Source organism: Streptomyces sp. NBC_00224 (assembly GCF_041435195.1).
In the GTDB taxonomy this organism is placed as follows: domain Bacteria; phylum Actinomycetota; class Actinomycetes; order Streptomycetales; family Streptomycetaceae; genus Streptomyces.
Genome location: NZ_CP108106.1, coordinates 7175132 through 7191040 on the forward strand (window position 1 = coordinate 7175132; position 15909 = coordinate 7191040).

At 59.9% G+C, this 15909-nt stretch carries 15 protein-coding genes; 8 read left to right on the forward strand and 7 right to left on the reverse strand.

What is annotated here, in order from left to right; all coding sequences use genetic code 11:
* The first annotated feature begins 364 nt into the window (after nt 1-364).
* The 7 genes from OG965_RS31995 (at nt 365) to OG965_RS32025 (ending at nt 7070) form a co-directional block, all read left to right on the forward strand.
* The gene (locus OG965_RS31995; RefSeq protein WP_371655525.1) at nt 365-2593 is read left to right on the forward strand and encodes a type IV secretory system conjugative DNA transfer family protein; all 2229 of its coding nucleotides are present in this window, start codon (nt 365-367) and stop codon (nt 2591-2593) included.
* A gap of 118 nt (nt 2594-2711) precedes the next feature.
* Complete coding sequence (locus tag OG965_RS32000; RefSeq protein ID WP_371655526.1) at nt 2712-3533, forward strand: replication-relaxation family protein; 822 nt, start codon at nt 2712-2714, stop codon at nt 3531-3533.
* A gap of 77 nt (nt 3534-3610) precedes the next feature.
* A complete protein-coding gene (locus OG965_RS32005; RefSeq protein ID WP_371655527.1) occupies nt 3611-3838 on the forward strand; it encodes a helix-turn-helix domain-containing protein in 228 nt (75 codons plus the stop codon).
* Nucleotides 3838-5244, forward strand: coding sequence for a tyrosine-type recombinase/integrase (locus OG965_RS32010; RefSeq protein WP_371655528.1), 1407 nt, complete (start codon nt 3838-3840; stop codon nt 5242-5244). The genes OG965_RS32005 and OG965_RS32010 overlap by 1 nt, the downstream gene beginning before the upstream one ends.
* A 136-nt stretch (nt 5245-5380) precedes the next feature.
* Nucleotides 5381-5920, forward strand: a complete 540-nt coding sequence (locus tag OG965_RS32015) for an SLATT domain-containing protein (RefSeq protein ID WP_371655529.1) — start codon at nt 5381-5383, stop codon at nt 5918-5920.
* A 2-nt stretch (nt 5921-5922) separates the two neighbouring features.
* Nucleotides 5923-6801, forward strand: a complete 879-nt coding sequence (locus OG965_RS32020; protein ID WP_371655530.1) for a hypothetical protein — start codon at nt 5923-5925, stop codon at nt 6799-6801.
* 95 nt (nt 6802-6896) lie between these two features.
* Nucleotides 6897-7070, forward strand: a complete 174-nt coding sequence (locus OG965_RS32025; RefSeq protein ID WP_371655531.1) for a hypothetical protein — start codon at nt 6897-6899, stop codon at nt 7068-7070.
* 190 nt (nt 7071-7260) lie between these two features.
* On the opposite strand, the gene OG965_RS32030 is transcribed toward OG965_RS32025, so the two are convergent.
* Complete coding sequence (locus tag OG965_RS32030) at nt 7261-7884, reverse strand: hypothetical protein (RefSeq protein ID WP_371655532.1); 624 nt, start codon at nt 7882-7884, stop codon at nt 7261-7263.
* Nucleotides 7885-8688: 804 nt separating this feature from the next.
* Here OG965_RS32030 and OG965_RS32035 point away from each other — a divergent pair.
* The gene (locus OG965_RS32035; protein WP_371655533.1) at nt 8689-9078 is read left to right on the forward strand and encodes a hypothetical protein; all 390 of its coding nucleotides are present in this window, start codon (nt 8689-8691) and stop codon (nt 9076-9078) included.
* A gap of 654 nt (nt 9079-9732) precedes the next feature.
* Here the strand turns inward: OG965_RS32035 and OG965_RS32040 are convergent.
* From OG965_RS32040 to OG965_RS32065, 6 genes are all read right to left on the reverse strand, one after another.
* Nucleotides 9733-10533, reverse strand: coding sequence for an effector-associated domain EAD1-containing protein (locus OG965_RS32040; protein WP_371655534.1), 801 nt, complete (start codon nt 10531-10533; stop codon nt 9733-9735).
* A 1185-nt stretch (nt 10534-11718) separates the two neighbouring features.
* Nucleotides 11719-12387, reverse strand: a complete 669-nt coding sequence (locus OG965_RS32045; RefSeq protein WP_371655535.1) for a DUF6082 family protein — start codon at nt 12385-12387, stop codon at nt 11719-11721.
* Between the two features lie 712 nt (nt 12388-13099).
* Entirely contained in the window at nt 13100-13384 is a 285-nt protein-coding gene (locus OG965_RS32050; RefSeq protein WP_371655536.1) for a hypothetical protein, read from the reverse strand.
* A 223-nt stretch (nt 13385-13607) separates the two neighbouring features.
* On the reverse strand, nt 13608-14162 hold the full coding sequence (locus OG965_RS32055) for a hypothetical protein (RefSeq protein WP_371655537.1): 555 nt from the start codon (nt 14160-14162) through the stop codon (nt 13608-13610).
* Nucleotides 14163-14364: 202 nt separating this feature from the next.
* Nucleotides 14365-14940 carry a hypothetical protein gene (locus tag OG965_RS32060; RefSeq protein ID WP_371655538.1) on the reverse strand — a complete coding sequence of 192 codons (576 nt, stop codon included), beginning with the start codon at nt 14938-14940 and terminating at the stop codon, nt 14365-14367.
* Between the two features lie 183 nt (nt 14941-15123).
* Complete coding sequence (locus OG965_RS32065) at nt 15124-15804, reverse strand: replication-relaxation family protein (protein WP_371655539.1); 681 nt, start codon at nt 15802-15804, stop codon at nt 15124-15126.
* Nucleotides 15805-15909 lie beyond the last annotated feature (105 nt).

Consider the following 15909-nt stretch of genomic DNA (forward strand, 5'->3'; position numbering starts at 1 on the left):
CAATCTGATTGAATCATCGAAATTCTATCGGATGGCAATTTGAACCCTCAGCTATTACATGCCTCCCTCTAATCCGCCCCCGCCATACTGGAGCATGGGCGACGTTCCACTGGTGTCTAACCGCTGTCAGGCGCATTCGCCTCGCTGTTGTACAAAAAGCCAAACCCATTGAAGTAACCCCTACCTGTTCTCCATAGTGGAAGTAAGAGCGAGCCAGGTTGGCAATAAATGCCACGGACAGCAGCTCAAGACTTCCGCCACAAAGTTAGCGTGCGTTCAGCGCAAATGCCCACGACGGTCTGTCGTGAGGTTTGTTCTGTGTTCCCAACTTTCGGAGGTCGTGTAACTAAAAGGAGGGGGAACCATGACAAGAAACAACAGTCCACCAACGCGAGAGAGAACGTCTCCCAGATCTGAACTGAGCTGGTTCGAGGTGCACTTCCCGCACGAGCTGAGCGTGGCCCAGGTGACTCGGGTGCTTCAACCACTCGCCTACCGGCCGCTGCTGGGTTGGCGCAGGCGTACGCCGGTCGTCGTCTTTGAACTGCGGGCTGACGCCGACGCCGTCCGCTGGCTTGTCGGCATCGACAACCGCATCAGCGGGGAGCTGCCTGGTCAGCTCGTCGCCCAGCTCCCCGGCCTGGTGCTTGCTCGGCTCAATCGAACTTCGCAGCCTTCCCCGCTGCTCATCTCCGACATCCGACCCGTGGGTCTGTCGCAGCCGCTGCGGGTGGAGATGGCGGCTGGTGTCACGGCCGGGCTCCTGGAAGTCATGAATGCACTCACCAAGGGCGAGTCAGCCGTGGTGCAGTGGGTTGTTGGCTCGTCGCAGCAGCGCCGCACTAGACCGGAGACGTTCAGCGTGAGGCGCGCCCTCGGCTTGGTCGCTGTCACCGGGGAGACGCCGGAGCAGCGACGTGGATGGAAGCAGAAGGCGGCCGAGCCACTGCTGGCTGTTCATGGTCGGATTGGTGCACGCGCAGCCTCGCCTGAAATGGCGGCGGCCATCGTGCGCATGCTGGGCGAGGCGCTTCGCCTCACCAACGCGAGTCATGCCGAGCTGCGGGTCGGGCGCCCTACAGTGCGCCGTGCCCACCAGGTCGATGTCGTGAAGACAGCGGATCTTCGGTGGTCGGGCATCCTCAATGCTGCCGAGCTGGCCGCCGTCATTGGGTGGCCGGTAGATGGGGTGGCGTCTCTTCGCACTGCCCACGGCCGTCAGTACCCGGCGCCTTCCTCGCTGCTTCGGCCGGTAGATGGGCGGCATCTGCTGTCGGAGCGTGTGCTCGGCGCCGGCCTGCATGGAGGCCAGCGCGACCAACTGGTGACGATGCCGGTGGAGAGTGCCCTCCACCACCTGCACGTTGTTGGCCCCACGGGGAGTGGCAAGTCGACGCTGCTAGCGCGGCTGCTTCAAGCGGACATCCACGCCGGGCGAAGTGTCTTCGTCTTAGAGCCTCGGGGCGATCTCGTAAGTGAGGTCCTGGCCGGCGTGCCCGCGGAGCGCAGAGAAGACGTCGTCATCATCGAGCCGGGGGCGACCGATGAAGTTGTTGGGTTCAACCCGCTGGCCGGTGCACCCGTCGATGCTGAGCGCTTAGCCGACCACCTACTGCACCTGTTTCACGAGCTGTATGGCAGCAGCATTGGCCCGCGAAGCAGCGACGTTCTTTTGCACGCCTTGGTGGCGCTGGCCCGCAGCGACGAAGGGACGCTTGCGGATCTGCCGGTGCTGCTGACGAATGGTGCCTTCCGGCGCCGTACCCTCGCCGGTGTTACTGACCCGCTCGTCCTGGCGCCGTTCTTCGCCTGGTACGACGGGCTGTCGGAGGCAGAGCGGCAACAGGTGGTCGCGCCCGTCCTCAACAAGACCCGTGCTTTTTTGAGCCGGACGGCGATCCGAAGACTGCTTGGTCAAGCGAGGCCGCAGTTCCAGATGGACGAGCTGTTCAACCGTCCGCGGATCGTGCTGGTGAACCTCAACGCAGGCGTCGTTGGTGCCGAGACGGCTCAGCTCCTGGGTGCACTGCTGGTGACGCAGCTTTGGCAAGCCATGCAGCGGCGGGCGGTGGTGCCGGTGGGTATGCGTCGGCCGGTCACGGTCGTGATCGACGAGGTGCAGAACTACCTGAAGCTCCCGGTAGACCTTGGCGACATGTTCGCCCAGGCGCGCGGACTTGGTGCCTCGCTCACCGTGGCGCATCAGCACCTGGCCCAGCTGTCGCCCAAGATGCGTGCGGGGCTCCTTGCCAACGCCCGTTCGCGGGTGGTGTTCCGACCCAGTGTTGAAGATGGCCCCGCCTTGGCGGCGGCGCTCGGCGACGGGTTGGTTGCGAGCGACCTCGCGCTTCTTGGTGCACATGAGGCGTACGCCAAGATTCTTGTCTCCCAGCAGCCGGGCCGGCCGTTCTTGATTCGAACGCTTCCACCAGACGGCCGGGCGCTGGGAGGTGCCGACGACCTTCGCCGCGAAAGTGCGGCGAGGTATGGCGTCGATGGCGCTGAGCTCGATCAGGAGCTGCGGAGGCGGTGGCACGGTGAGGACCGGCCGCCCACTGGACCCATCGGGCAGGTGCCACGGAGGACCGTATGACGGCCTCGTGCTCTGGTTCGTGTCGCCCTTCGCATCGTGTTGTTCGCGGTGGTCGCGGCTCCTCTGTCAGGACGGACCAAGCGCCAACGAATGTCTTATCGCGAAGAGGACTCTTGCGATGAGCGCTCTTGGTCTTCACGCCGCCCGGGTGGAGGGGTTGCGCCAACGACTTAGCCAGCGTGACCTTGCTGTCCTTGGCGCACTGCATCGGGTGCGGCTGCTGAGTCTGAACCAATTGCAGCGCCTCGTGGTTGCTGATGGATCGCCAGCGGCACGTACTCGCCGCGCTCAACTCTTGATGCAGCGGCTTCATCGGCATGGCCTGGTGGTGCGGTTGTCCCGCGTTGTTGGCGGCATCCGGGCTGGATCATCTGGCTACATCTACGGCCTAACTGGGCTTGGGCAAGCAGTCATCGATGCGGGCGGGCCGCTCGGTGGCAGGCGTCGCCGGATCTGGGAGTCGAAGCCGTACTTCCAAGACCACTTGCTGGCCGTGAGTGAGTTGTACGTCCAACTGGTGGAGCAGCATCGGCTTGGGGAGGCGGACCTACTGGCCTTCGACGCCGAGCCGGGGTGCTGGCGCCACTTCACCGGCTCCGGCGGCGAGTTGGTCGTGGTCAAGCCGGATGCGTACGTACGGCTTGGTGTAGCCGCTGTCGAGCGCAGTGCGTTCATCGAGGTTGATCTGACGACGGAGACACTGCCGACCATCCGGCGCAAGTGCGATCGGTATGTAGCGTATTGGCGCTCCGGCGTCGAGCAGCAGTGGCGGGGTGTCTTCCCGAAGGTTGTTTGGCTGGTACAGAACGAGCGACGAGCGGAGCGGATTGGCAGCGTGATTCGGAAGCTCGCCAGCGATGCACAGACTCTGTTTGAAGTCGGCCTTCTCAGCGGGGCGTCCGGTTTGCTCAGCGGGATACCTCAAGGAGCTGCTGCCTGATGACGAAACGACAACCTCGCGGCCCACCGTGGGTGTTAACAAATTTGCGACTTTGAGTTTAACTAAGGAGGAAGATTATGAAGGAAGAAATGAATTACATCGAGGAGCGCCGTGGGGGAGATGGTATGCCGGAGCTTCTTACGGTGCGGGAGGCGTACGGGAAGCTGCGTATTAGCAAGTGGATGCTGTACCGCTTGATCCGCTCCGGCAAACTTGTGTCGATCCGTATTGGAAGACGGCGGCTTATACCGGCTCGGGCTGTTTCTGAGCTTGTGGAGCAACTTTCGCGGGAGTCTATGGTCTGATGGCTCGCCGTAATGCGAATGGTGAGGGATCGATTTACCGGCGGAGGGATGGGCGGTGGGTTGGTTCGACCTACGTCCAAACAACAAGCGGCAACGCAAAGCGGGTCTATGTCTATGGCGCGACGCGCGGCGAGGTTCATGGGAAGTTGACCGAGTTGAAGGCGAGGGATGCTCGGGGAATTCCGACGGCAGACAAGAGCTGGAAACTCGGGGCTTACTTAGATTATTGGCTAGCGGAAGTGGTGAAGCCGAACTTACGGCTATCCACCTACGAGCGGTACGAGAGTGGCGTACGTCTCTACTTGAAGCCAGGACTGGGCGCAAACATGCTCACCCGCTTATCCGTGCCGATCGTGCAGACATTTATGAATGAGCGGTTAGCCGCTGGGATGTCGGTGCGTAGCGTTCAAATCCTTCGCGAGATCCTGCGCTCCGCTCTAACGCGGGCACACGAGGAGGAGCTTGTCAGTCGTAACGTCGCTCGCTTCGTAAAGCTGAAACAGCGGGAACGTGACGACATCCAACCCTGGACGGTTGAAGAAGCCAAACGGTTCTTAGAGGCCGCCCGCGCCGATCCGCTCTACCCAATGTTTGTGCTCCTCGTGCTCTACGGCCTGCGGCGCGGTGAAGTGCTCGGGCTACGGTGGCAGGACGTGGACTTTGAAGGCTCGGTCTTACGGATTCGTCAGCAAGTGCAACGGGTCGGGGGAGCCCTACAACAGGGGCCAGTGAAGACAAAAGCGGGACGCCGGGATCTGCCATTGTTGAACCTTGCCTGCGAGGTTCTAAAGACACGCGAGCACAGCAGAGATAGGCTTGCCTTCACCACAAGAACCGGCCAACCAATCGAGCCGCGGAACTTCGTTCGCTCGTTTCAGAGGATCTGTGAGCGTTACGAAATCCGTCGTATCACGGTGCACCAGGTGCGCCATACGACGGCAACGCTCCTCAAGGACCTCGGTGTTCCAGCACGAGATGCCCAACTCATCCTTGGACACTCGGATATTTCTATCACGCAGCAGATCTACCAGCATGACAACATGGCAGGACGTCGTGAAGCGCTGGGGCGAGTTGAGGCTGTGCTTCTTGCATCCACACACAAAGATACCCAGGCTCTTCAGCCTGGGTATCTAGTGAACGCGGTTGACAGCAACGGTAGCTGTCAAAATGGATGTCATAGTCACGGTTTCGTTGACAGGATTACATCAATTCTATCTGGTACACCCGGCAAGATTCGAACTTGCGACACCTGGTTCCGAAGCTCCAATAGTTCAAGCGTGACGAGCCGCGTAACAGAGGTGGATACGTTCTTCAGGGTGCGTCGTAGGCAGGCATTGCTGGGCGTCGTTGCTGTCAGCGTTGCTGTCAAAGTCAACGAGCAGGACGACGTGGAGCTCGTGGCGTAGGACACCGGGACCAACCGCCCGCCGGCAGGGTTTTTTGGGGGCGTCGCATCACTGCAAACTGCTGGCACTCCATGAACTCGGGGATCTACACTGGCGCGTCGCTCCTCTTGTCCGTCTCCACCCACCTTGCGCGGTGTTGGCTATTGAGGTGTTCGTGTCACTGATCCCCAATGGCATCCCTGAGTCGCACCGGGCCATGGCCCAAGAGGCCGACCGCATCCACGAGAGTGCGTTGTGGAGTGCCCAAGGTCAGTTCGAGCAGGCCAAGTTGTGGCGGCTCATCAACTTGATGCTCGGCGTACCAGCAGCGGGGATGGCTGCCGTGTCGGGTGGAACCGCGCTCGCTGGTGACGTTGGTGTCTGGCCCGGCGTCCTCGCCCTAGCCGCGGCGGCCTTCAGCGCGACGCTGACCACTGTGAACGCGTCGCGTCGTATGACGCAGGCTCAAGCATCGGCGAACGCCTACCTCCAACTACAGACAGCCGCCCGGCAGTTTCTCGTGGTCGACCTGGTCGACATGAGCCGCGAGGACGCACGGGACACCTTGCGTAACCTCACCAACACCCGCGACGAACTCAACAAGACGGCCGACCCGCCGGGCCGCCTTGCTTACAGGCTGTCGGGCCGGAACATCAACAGCGGTGGCCAGAGCTACGGAGTGGACGGTGAAGAGTAGGCATGGCGACGACTACAGCAGGTGCCTTCGACGAGTTCAACACCAAGGTGACGCCGACCAATGACACATGGGACAAGGTGTACAAGCGCCGGGATGCCGTGGTGACATCCCTCAAGTCAGCGTTTCCGTCCACGTCGAACGTCCAGTACCAGTCCACCAAGATCATCGGATCCCTGGGGCGCAACACCGCCAGCAACCCCGTTGCAGATATTGACCTGATGACTCACCTGCATGTTGACGATGCCCTCTGGACGGACAGTTACCAGAAGAGCTCGACGGACTTCCTGTACAGGGTGCGCCGTAGCCTGAACAACGCGTCAGCCGTGAGGAAGATCGGTGCACGAGGGCAAGCCGTGCGGCTCTTCTACGCCGACGGCCTGGTGGTGGACGTGGCGGCCGTCGTGAAGTACGACACCGGTGGTTACGGCATCCCAGATGGCTCGGGCGGGTGGCTTACCACCGACCCCGTGAAGCACGAGACGTATCTGAACGAGCGCAATAACGCGTTGGGCGGCAATCTGAAGAAGGTTATCAGGTTCGCCAAGAAGTGGAACGAGGCGCATAGCTCACGGCTTGCCTCCTTCCACCTTGAAATGCTTGTTGCGCGTACGTTCTCGTCACTGGGTTCTAACTCCCGCACGGCGCTTCGGCTGTTCTTCGACTACAACCACAATTATCTTTCGGTGCAAGATCCAGCCGGATACAGTGGTGACTTGTCGAGCAATCTTTCGTGGGCTTCGCGTACAGCCATTAACGACAGCCTGGCCAAGGCCCGAGATAGAGCCGATCTCGCTATTGAAGCTGAGAACCGCGGCGACCACCGAGAAGCCATCCGTCTTTGGCGGATCATCCTCGGCGATGACTTCCCGACCTATGGCTGAGCGAGTCCGCCTGGAACGAGCTCACCAACCGCGCGCCAGCCACGCCCACTTGATCCGCCCGACCCAGCTGCGCAGCACGTAGGAGCTGTGGCGTAATGACTGCTGTGGATCGCAACTCGCTGCAGAAGCTCGTTGAAGGCCAGCTCCTTCGTCTTGAAGGCACCGCCTTCCAGGACTGCAGGGACCGGCTCGGCCTGGAGCTGTACCCGGGTGACTACCAGCCAGTGCGGGCAGCTGGGCCGAAGGGCGACACCAAGAACGACGGCTAGCCCGGCCCGGTGGCTCTTCGGCCACCGCCGCCTCACCGTCCACTACGAATGCAAGGGCAGCCACTTCCTCGCCTCCCTCGGCCTCGCCGTAGCCCTGACCTGCTACAAGAGACTCGCGAAACTCACCATGTGAGACATCCTCTACACGGCATTGCTACTGGTGACCTGTACCGCAGCGGCGAAATCCGGGTCACAAGAAGGGACAGGTCAAAAGCCCCATGCAGAAGGCCACCATCGCCACGATGATTACAGTCAGTTTGCTGTTGATCTCCTCTGCCTGCTCCACGCGACCATCGAGTGCCCTGACCTCGACATCGCTCAGAGCTGCCGCAAGGGTCAGTTTGGGGTCTGGGCCGTCGACGAGAAGGGAGAAAGAGAGCGAGCGACCTGCGGTGAAGAGGCAAGGATTGATCGCAAGCTTTGTTCCGGTGATGCTGTACACCGGGTCCGGTGTCCCCGTTGGCTGCCACGCGACATGCAGGACTTTGATGATGTGCGCGCCGACGTTGAGCGTGAGGGGCAGCGCGTGGTCGAAATTGCTGCTCAGGATGTCCCGCTGGCCACGGTTGACCAGCTGTACTTCAACGATGTGAGGGACGCTCAAAGAGGTGCCGTTGTGACTTACCGAGACTCCGGCACTACCTGGCGCGCTAAGAAGGTTGGTGACAGTCGGCATCCAGCAGTCGAGCCGTCGCCTTGGATGAGCGACATGCAGGGTTACCCACGATGCGAAGACTGCGGTGCAGACACCCACGCACAGTGAGAGCAGTGCCCAGACAGCCTCCGACTCTGGAAGTTCAACGGAAAGGATCATCGCAGTCTCGATCCAGTCAATGCCACATCAGTCAACCTGCCCACCAGTGGGCCAGGAATCAATTTCTCAGATCTGCTGAATCAGGTCTACGGACATCGCTTTCCTCGTTCAGGTCGATTAAAGATCCCTGCCTGGCTCGGAGTACGCGAAATGACGTAGGCGGTAGATATATCCACCCTCAATCGAACGCAATTGCCGGGAACGAGTGTTCGCAAAGGTGTCACGTCCACACCCTTGTGGCCGATCTTCAAGCAGAGTCGAATCGTTGCATTGCCCGGCGGAAAATTGGTGCCGTGCAGCTCCTTTTTCCCAGAGGGCGAGCATACTGTGTCTTCAGTAAGAACGTCACGTATCGGGGTTCGCGACTATAGCGACGCACGGCTCTCACAAGCCAGGCGATCAAGGAGGTCGGAGGTCGTACGCTGACGCGCGCGACGATCTCCGTCCATGCGTGGAGAATTAACTGGGGGGTGCCGGGGTGGATGTGGTGGTAGTTGCTGGAGCTCTTTCGGCGTGTGAGTCATAGAGATGGGCCAAACCAGGTACGTGCCGAATCGTCGGCAGAAGCTACTTGCCGTCATATTTGTGATGCTGATAGCTATCCTTCTGGTCGCGTGGATCGTGCATGTTCGTAGTACCTCTTCAGCTGAGCAGGTTCGCGACGATAGCCGACCTTCGCCGAGCTTTTCCGGATTCACTGGAACGACTACTCCGTCAGCCAGTTCGAGCGCGCCGACGGAATCCACGGGGGCATCGTCGCATTCCTCGGGGTCGACAGGCTCTAGCGCTCTTCCGGCTCGGGTCGTGAGTGCGGTCTCCGCTGACGGCCAGCCAGGTATTGGCAGTGAAGTATGGGTCAAGGTGGCGCGGGAATCTGAGGTTTCTGCGGGGTACTCGCTGTGGTTGGTAATAAAGGTGCCGTACGTCGGTCATCCGCCGAGTGCCAGGTTCTATGCCAAAGCCAAGATAGAATTTCCCGTGGGAAATGAGAAGATCTTCAAGTTCCCCATGAAAGATTCCACGGTCGGTTCGACTCGTGACTTCCTGATAGTGCTTGCCGACCCGACCGCCCGGCCGTCTTTGGAAGAGAATTTGGCAAACGACGGTGTTACCGCATGGGATGTGAAACGGGACGTTCTCCCCACTGGGACAAAAACAATATCGACCCTCTCGGTAGAGAAGACTCGCCCGTGAATCCGTGTATGTCGACAGCAGCGGATGACATGACGGATCTCGGTGCAGTCAATAGGTTTGCCCGAGTCGAGACGAGCACCATCAACCGCACTCGGCGCGCCTGATGGCCGAGCCGAACCACCTCACGCCGGTCACGGCCCGTACATACGCCGAACTCCTTGCGCCGCTGGCAGGAGGCGCACATCGCGATGGGCACCAACGTCGACTGCTACTAGTCTCTGGATGGTGGGGGGACTGCTCACGGTGTGGCGACGATGAACGGGTAGCCCAGCATCAAGCGCCGTGCTTTGTAGATCGCGCCGACCATGCTCACGCCAGCCCCAACCCTTGCGTCGGGTCTGTTCAGCGCATCCCGCGGCCACCCCTGTTACGACCTCATCCAACCGACATCGCCCGCGCCGTTGGTACCCGCCTCCTCGGCCGCAGCCGGCCAGGCCGGTAGATGGCGGCAAGCCACCGAGCGCTCGGCGACTCCTGGGTGCGCGTGGCTATCGACGTGCCGCAGTGCGGCCATAGAACCGACCGACCCAGCCCAACGCCGGCGGGGAGGCTGGTCGCCCCCGACCCAACCGCGACCGCGGTTGTCAAGGAACTCTGGGACCAACCTCCATGCTGACCAGACCGTTAGAGAGCTCTATTCAGTGCGCCCACAAGCTACACACCCGTAGCCCAGCACTCCCCAGAGCGCGAACACGTGGTCTGCGCTACGAGCTTTTCGTTGTCGTAGAGCGAGATACCAACCTGCTCAATACCAGATTCGTTGAAGGTCGAGCTGTAGCCCGGCTTTTTATCAGCGCCGCAGCCAACGTGTTCGTCGCGACCGACCACCTTGCCCGAGTGGTCTTTGACGACGATCTTCACCTTCACCGAGCAACGTCCGTCATTGAGTGTGACGCCTACGATGATCGGCCCGTTGCTTTGCCAACGAACAGCTCCGCCAGCAATCTTCTTTCCACTGGCATAGAGGCTGTATTCGGGGCGCTTGAGTGTGAGGAGGCTGGGGGATGAGGTGGGTTTGGGATCGCCCTTTTTGTCATCGCCGCCCAAAAGGAGAAAGACGCCTGTCACGACTGCGACGGTGATCAAACCTGCAGCGCTAATGCTCGCGACAATGATTTGTGTTCTGGATAGTAGCCTCTCAGATGCGGAAGGTGTGTCTGGGCTCGGCTCCGGAGGAGATGTCGGTGTCGGATTCTGCGGCGGGCGTTCCCTCCTGCCCCTGGATGGAGTTTCGGGGTAGTCCTGTTGGACAATGGTCAGAATCGCGTTCCGGCCATCGCGCATAATTCCATTGTTTAGGCTCGTGTCGACATCGAACCAGAATGCCTGCGGGTTTCTGAAATCGGGGATCCGGTTGGTCGGAAACCCTGCTCGCATGAGGAGTTGGCGTGCATCCTCACCTTGGTTGTAGAGCCTGCCCAACATCTCTTGTTCCGCTTCTGTGAAGCCGTTCAAGGCTCCTCCGTTCGCACATTGCGCCCGAGCGCATCTTTTGGATGCGTGGACAGCCCTGCAAATAGAAAGCCCTGGGGAACATGATCCCCAGGGCGAGCCGGTTACTCGGCGATAAAGCTAGATGGTTGTCGTGTGCCTGTCCATACCTCTAAAGGGTGAACGGCTACGAACGGCGCTCGGCGCCGAGCGCTACAGCAAGCAGCACAACTCTAACCAGTATCAGCCTGAACACGAATGATGTTACGCGAGAAATGAGTGCAGAACCTCACCAGCAGGTCAGTAGATGCGGCCCCGGACACGACGTCCCGGGGCCGCAGTTCTCAGTCGTGACTAGGCAGCACAGACTGCGGCAGCATAAACTGCGCGATCATCAGCGCACACGTGATGCCAATGTGCCGAAGCGATACTTCTTCACCAAGTACGAACCTCATGGTATCGAACATGGACAAGCTAAACGCAGCCCCGATACAGGCAGACGTAACATAGAGTGCCCATCTTTTCCTGCGATTCACAACGCTCTCCTTCAAACAAGGAACACCTAGAAGCCGTAGATGCCACGGGTTCGACCTGTTGCAGGTGAACGGTGTGAATGCGAATAGTTCGCTCTTCTATTTAAACGCGAGTGATCATTTTTGTCGATAGTGTTTGGAGGCGGCAAGAGTTGAAGCTGCATCGGCGCAGGGGTAGGCCGCCAAGGAGCCGCCCTGATAACTGGGCGTCTCCAGCCGCGTGTGCTGGACGTCATCCACCGCGATCAGAAGTTTCTACATTCAGACTATACGTACCGCTATCGAGGCCGTCAGTGATCGTTAATGTTCAAAATGTGGCAGCGATGAAGCACGGCATTCCTGTGCTATCCTCCCCGGGATTTCGCCAGCTCATAGGGAGCGTTACCTCTCCCTGAAAGGAAGTCCATTGAGGATCACCAGGCGGCTGGACACTCCAGAGCAGCAAAGGTGTATGTCAGATTCAAATTGTCCAGCGGCGTTCTCAACATCATCGGGTGACGTGGCTTTTATCGGGCGCACGGCGCCATCCGAGATGCGAGACTCGCTGCCTCCTGGTTCAGGGGTAGGCGAAGGAGAGGAACTAATCATCGTTCCTCGACATGTGTTGATTAGCGCTGGGTGGAACCCGCCGAGTAGCTGATTCTCTGGCGTGACTTAGGCGGACACCCCTGCCGGGTCACGCCTCATCAGCTTGCAATCGCAGGTAGGTAAGTTCCGCTAGGTCGTAGAACTTGCGCATGGTTCCGCCATGCGGTGCGTTCCGACTGCGCGCTTCCCGCGTCGTCTCCCAGAAGCTTCGCACTATCTCATTGGTGAAGATGTGTCGGAGCGTCTGTTCTACTTCATCGTCGCTATAGTACCCAAGCTCGTAACACATGCAGTGATGAGAGATGATTAGGTTGCAATAGAGGTATTGCCTCCTGCGTTCATCTGAATCTGCTATCCCGTAAACCGGCCAGCACTGCATCAACTCCGGGTCATTTATGGCCATCTCAAGCAATTTTATGTGCCGGGCCCGCACCGCCGCTTCTGCTGAACGTTGTACAGTTTTGTGCTGCCCCTGGGTGTCGTCGCGTTGCAAAGAAATCAGCTCACGGTTGATGCGGGCCTCGTCACCTTGGTGTCGAAACGTTCGCGCTATATAGACGAGGACAATGACGGAGGTAGCAGCAGCGGCAGCATCGTAGGCTTGCCCGGCGTTTCCAGCGGCGGTTGACTGGATGACGGGAAGGCTCGTGAGTACCAAAGTGAGTCCGACCGACCCAATACACGAAATGAGTGTGATGATACCGAGGATGTAGGTCTCTCGTATACGGCCCGAAATCGCCATGGTTTCCTCCGGCATAGCGAAGTGTTCCCCTGCACTTCTCGACCGGATTCTTCCCTGGCCTATATGACAGAAACGGACTAGTGGAAGCACACGCACGGCGCATGGCGGGGGTACGCCCCACCTACCTACGGAAACGAGGTAGATGGGTTGTAGGAGACGCCCCAATGTGCGACTCTACTGCCGCTGGCACCACTAGATTCAGTGGGCTCGTGAGAGTTTGCTAGGTATGCGACGAGGTGAGTTCCCTGGACCCCCTGCGATGAGCCAGTCGCAATAGGGTACGCATCGATGCGCCTCCCCGTGCGCCGTTGCCTTTTAGCTGAAGAAGGATCGAAACCTCCCAAAGCGGGAATCTCGACATCTCTGACTTGGGTGTACAGGATCATTTCGAGGATCTGGATGCCAGCCTATTCGATATCAAGCTCACCTTCCGGGCAAGTGCTTGAAGTCGGTAGCGGTTCACGTGGTCAGGGGTGCCAGAGTCGATCGTCCGGGTGCCGTCTCATTGCCTGCGACAGCTGCCTCGGAGCCACCACGACGTTCACCCTCGTTGCCGACCTCGGCGTCGACTCCTGGGTGCGCTCGACCATCGAGGGCCGCAGCCGCGGTCCAGGACCGCTCGACTCAGCCCCACGCCGGCACCGGCTCTTGATCCTGCCAACCAACGTGCGCCGCTGCCGTTGCTGGCGACGGGGCACATCCGGCGTGCAGGACATCGACCTCAGCCTTACCCGCCCCAGGCGACGTTGGGTGGCTCTGACTCTTTGGCGATCCGGAACACAACAACAGCCCCGCCGAAGAGAACGGAATCGCCGTTCTCAAACGTCACCCACACAGCTTCCTGCGTGGTGACACAGCTCTCCAGCTTCTTGCTAAGAGCTTCGCGTGGGGTGTCGCTGCCCAGCACCGGCGCGAAGGTGGTCACGTTCTCTCGGTCGTACGGAACGGGAGCGATGGCCTGCACTGGGATCCATGTCCCGTTGAGCAACGCTTCAACTCTGATATTGGCCATACCGCCAGTCTGTGCGTAGCCGCTAACTTGCGCATGATGAGTCGCCAGTGGGCCGAGCAGCCCACCCCAGCCCGACCACCCGATCCGCCGCGGGAAGCATGAACGTCCCGCACAACACCCCCGCCGGCCACGAGCCTGAGTCGGCGGGTTCATGTGACGCTCCACCAGTGCGGAAAACCAAAAGGGCTCCCGGTAGGGGAGCCCTGCGGTAGATCCGACGACGCTAGGCGATGGCAGCCCCACGTTCCTTGGCCAGGGCTTCAAGCCCATACCGCCCAACATGATCCGGGTTCCCCAGATCGATCGTCCGGATGCCTGCCGCCGCCAGGCGCTGGTTCACCTCGTCGAAGTGCTGTTGAACCAGCACCTTCTCTGCGTCCTGTGTCCGTCCCTTGTGGGGCTTGCCTGCATGTTCCAGGCTGGCGTAGTTGATCCGCTCCTTCTCGGGAGCAGCCGGCACGGCCTGCTTCGGCACGGGACTTACCACGCGCTTGGCATCCCGGAGAACCTCCGGCATCGGAGTGTCCGCGGCCAGCTTGTTGAAGGCGTCGACCTCCATGACGTAGCGCTGGGGCTCACCGCCAGGGACGTGCAGCTCAAAGCGCACCAGGTCGAGCGCCGCAGCCTCAACGTCAGTCAGCTCCTCGGCCAGGGCCTCGATCTCAACCGGGCCACCCGTAAGGTCTGGGTGCTCCTGGACGACGATGCGGACGAGCTGGTTGTCATCATCCACGAGCTTGCCGCTCAGATCCGAGAACCTGACGATTTTCTGGCCCATTGGCGCCCTCTCTCAACTGCGGTGGTTTCAGGGGGAGTTTAACAGAGGCAGTGTTTTTATTTCGGTATCGCCCTAGTGCTTGGAGATACGAGCCCTGAACTGACACGGCGACACACAAGAATAGCCCGGTACCAATCGCTGTCAGCGATGGCACCCAGGGGCGGTGTTCTTAAGGCAGTTGACGTCAGCTTGCCTGCTGAACCTAGCGGAGCCTGCCGGTGGTGACGACGTCGGTCTTGGCTACCAAAGCGTCGCCGTGGATCACAGCATCGCCGGAAACAGAAGCTTCATTGCCGATCTGAGCGTCGTCGGAGACGGGGGCGTTGTCAGAGACATTGGCATCGCGGAAGACCTGGGCGCTGTCAAATACCCAAGCGTTTCCGCCGACCCGGGCATTGCCCGAAACCCGGGCCTCATCGTGTACCCAGGCGTTGCCGCTAACGACAGCGTTGCCTGAGATCTGCGCTGTGCCGAAGACGCGAGCTTTGTCGTAGACGCGAGCACTACCGAAGACTCTGGCATTGCCGTAGACCTGAGCGTCGTCGAAGACCTCGGCGTTGCCCGAGATCTGTGCCTTGCCGAGGATGGTAGCTCTGCTGTGGATCCGAGCATTTCCGGAGACCCGAGCCCACCGCTCAACATAGGCTGTCGGATCAACGTGGGCAGTGACTGCTACGAGTCCACCACCATTGCAGTGGGGATAATGCTCGACACCGTCAATAAGGACCATGGTGGTCTTGTCTGGCTTGGTGTCGATCTTGTTGTTGTGTTCGCTCATATTATTCTCTCCCATTCAGGCGGTCGCACCACGCTGCTTTCCCAGCGGCGGGGTGTTCTCGCCTGAATGAGCGGAGCCGAGAATTAAACGAACCTCTCTGCGTATACTGCATTCGTTTCTCTATTTAAGCATTTATGGTAGATTGTGTCAATGCTGTCACCTCAATCCTCTTAATCTGGAACTTTAAAGCCCTATCAACCGCGAAACAACCTCCCCAAACATAAAAACCCGCACCATGTCTTGTTGCTCCTCTGGCAGCTTCCCAATGATGCGTTCAATCTCCCGTCGCCGTACCTCATGTTTGACGACGAATGCTACGTAGGGGAAGTACTCATCATCACTGCTCTCAGCTGCTTGCCAGTACCCAGCGATCTTCTCCCGGAGACGCACCGGTGCCTCGGTGCCAAGGTCGATCTCTAGAAAGTAGCGACTACTGCGTCGCTGCCCAGGGAAGTCCAGTGACACAAACAAGTCTGCCCGCACCGCAGGAGGAACAGGCAGTTCTACCTCCCATTCCTTCACGACGAGGACGCCTGCCTTTTCGGCTCGGCGCAGTTCGAGGTAGGTGTCAGCGATGAGGAGGGCGTGGTTGTTGACGCTTAGAGACTGGCGTCCCTCGATGTCGAGCAACACACGGCCATACCTCCCAAGTTGGTACGCGTAAGCACCCGCTCCGCCTTTATCTCCACTGGCACGTCGTCCCACTCGGTTCAGGTACTTGAGACGCACCAGGCGAGCCAGAACACGGTCAGGCACGCTGTGCGAGCGATCAGCAAAAACAAGCTCGCCAAGGTGCGAGGAAGCAAGCTGGGTAAAGCTGCCGACCAGTTTCAGGATTTCGTAGTCTCGATGCGTGAGTTCCATATGTGCCTCCTCCATGGGTAGTCATCCCCTGATACTTTCCACCGTTCCCCGTGGTCAGCGGCCTGTAGGTATGGGCGTACGCCTACTGTCTGCCTACGGCTGACC

What these genes read in the sequence shown, in the direction of transcription:
- OG965_RS32010 (WP_371655528.1), top strand. Translation starts at nt 3,838, where the DNA reads ATGGCTCGCCGTAATGCGAATGGTGAGGGATCGATTTACCGGCGGAGG.
- OG965_RS32020 (WP_371655530.1), top strand. Translation starts at nt 5,923, where the DNA reads ATGGCGACGACTACAGCAGGTGCCTTCGACGAGTTCAACACCAAGGTG.
- OG965_RS32025 (WP_371655531.1), top strand. Translation starts at nt 6,897, where the DNA reads ATGACTGCTGTGGATCGCAACTCGCTGCAGAAGCTCGTTGAAGGCCAG.
- OG965_RS32065 (WP_371655539.1), bottom strand. Translation starts at nt 15,804, where the DNA reads ATGGAACTCACGCATCGAGACTACGAAATCCTGAAACTGGTCGGCAGC.
- OG965_RS32000 (WP_371655526.1), top strand. Translation starts at nt 2,712, where the DNA reads ATGAGCGCTCTTGGTCTTCACGCCGCCCGGGTGGAGGGGTTGCGCCAA.
- OG965_RS32045 (WP_371655535.1), bottom strand. Translation starts at nt 12,387, where the DNA reads ATGCCGGAGGAAACCATGGCGATTTCGGGCCGTATACGAGAGACCTAC.
- OG965_RS31995 (WP_371655525.1), top strand. Translation starts at nt 365, where the DNA reads ATGACAAGAAACAACAGTCCACCAACGCGAGAGAGAACGTCTCCCAGA.
- OG965_RS32005 (WP_371655527.1), top strand. Translation starts at nt 3,611, where the DNA reads ATGAAGGAAGAAATGAATTACATCGAGGAGCGCCGTGGGGGAGATGGT.
- OG965_RS32030 (WP_371655532.1), bottom strand. Translation starts at nt 7,884, where the DNA reads ATGATCCTTTCCGTTGAACTTCCAGAGTCGGAGGCTGTCTGGGCACTG.
- OG965_RS32050 (WP_371655536.1), bottom strand. Translation starts at nt 13,384, where the DNA reads ATGGCCAATATCAGAGTTGAAGCGTTGCTCAACGGGACATGGATCCCA.
- OG965_RS32055 (WP_371655537.1), bottom strand. Translation starts at nt 14,162, where the DNA reads ATGGGCCAGAAAATCGTCAGGTTCTCGGATCTGAGCGGCAAGCTCGTG.
- OG965_RS32060 (WP_371655538.1), bottom strand. Translation starts at nt 14,940, where the DNA reads ATGAGCGAACACAACAACAAGATCGACACCAAGCCAGACAAGACCACC.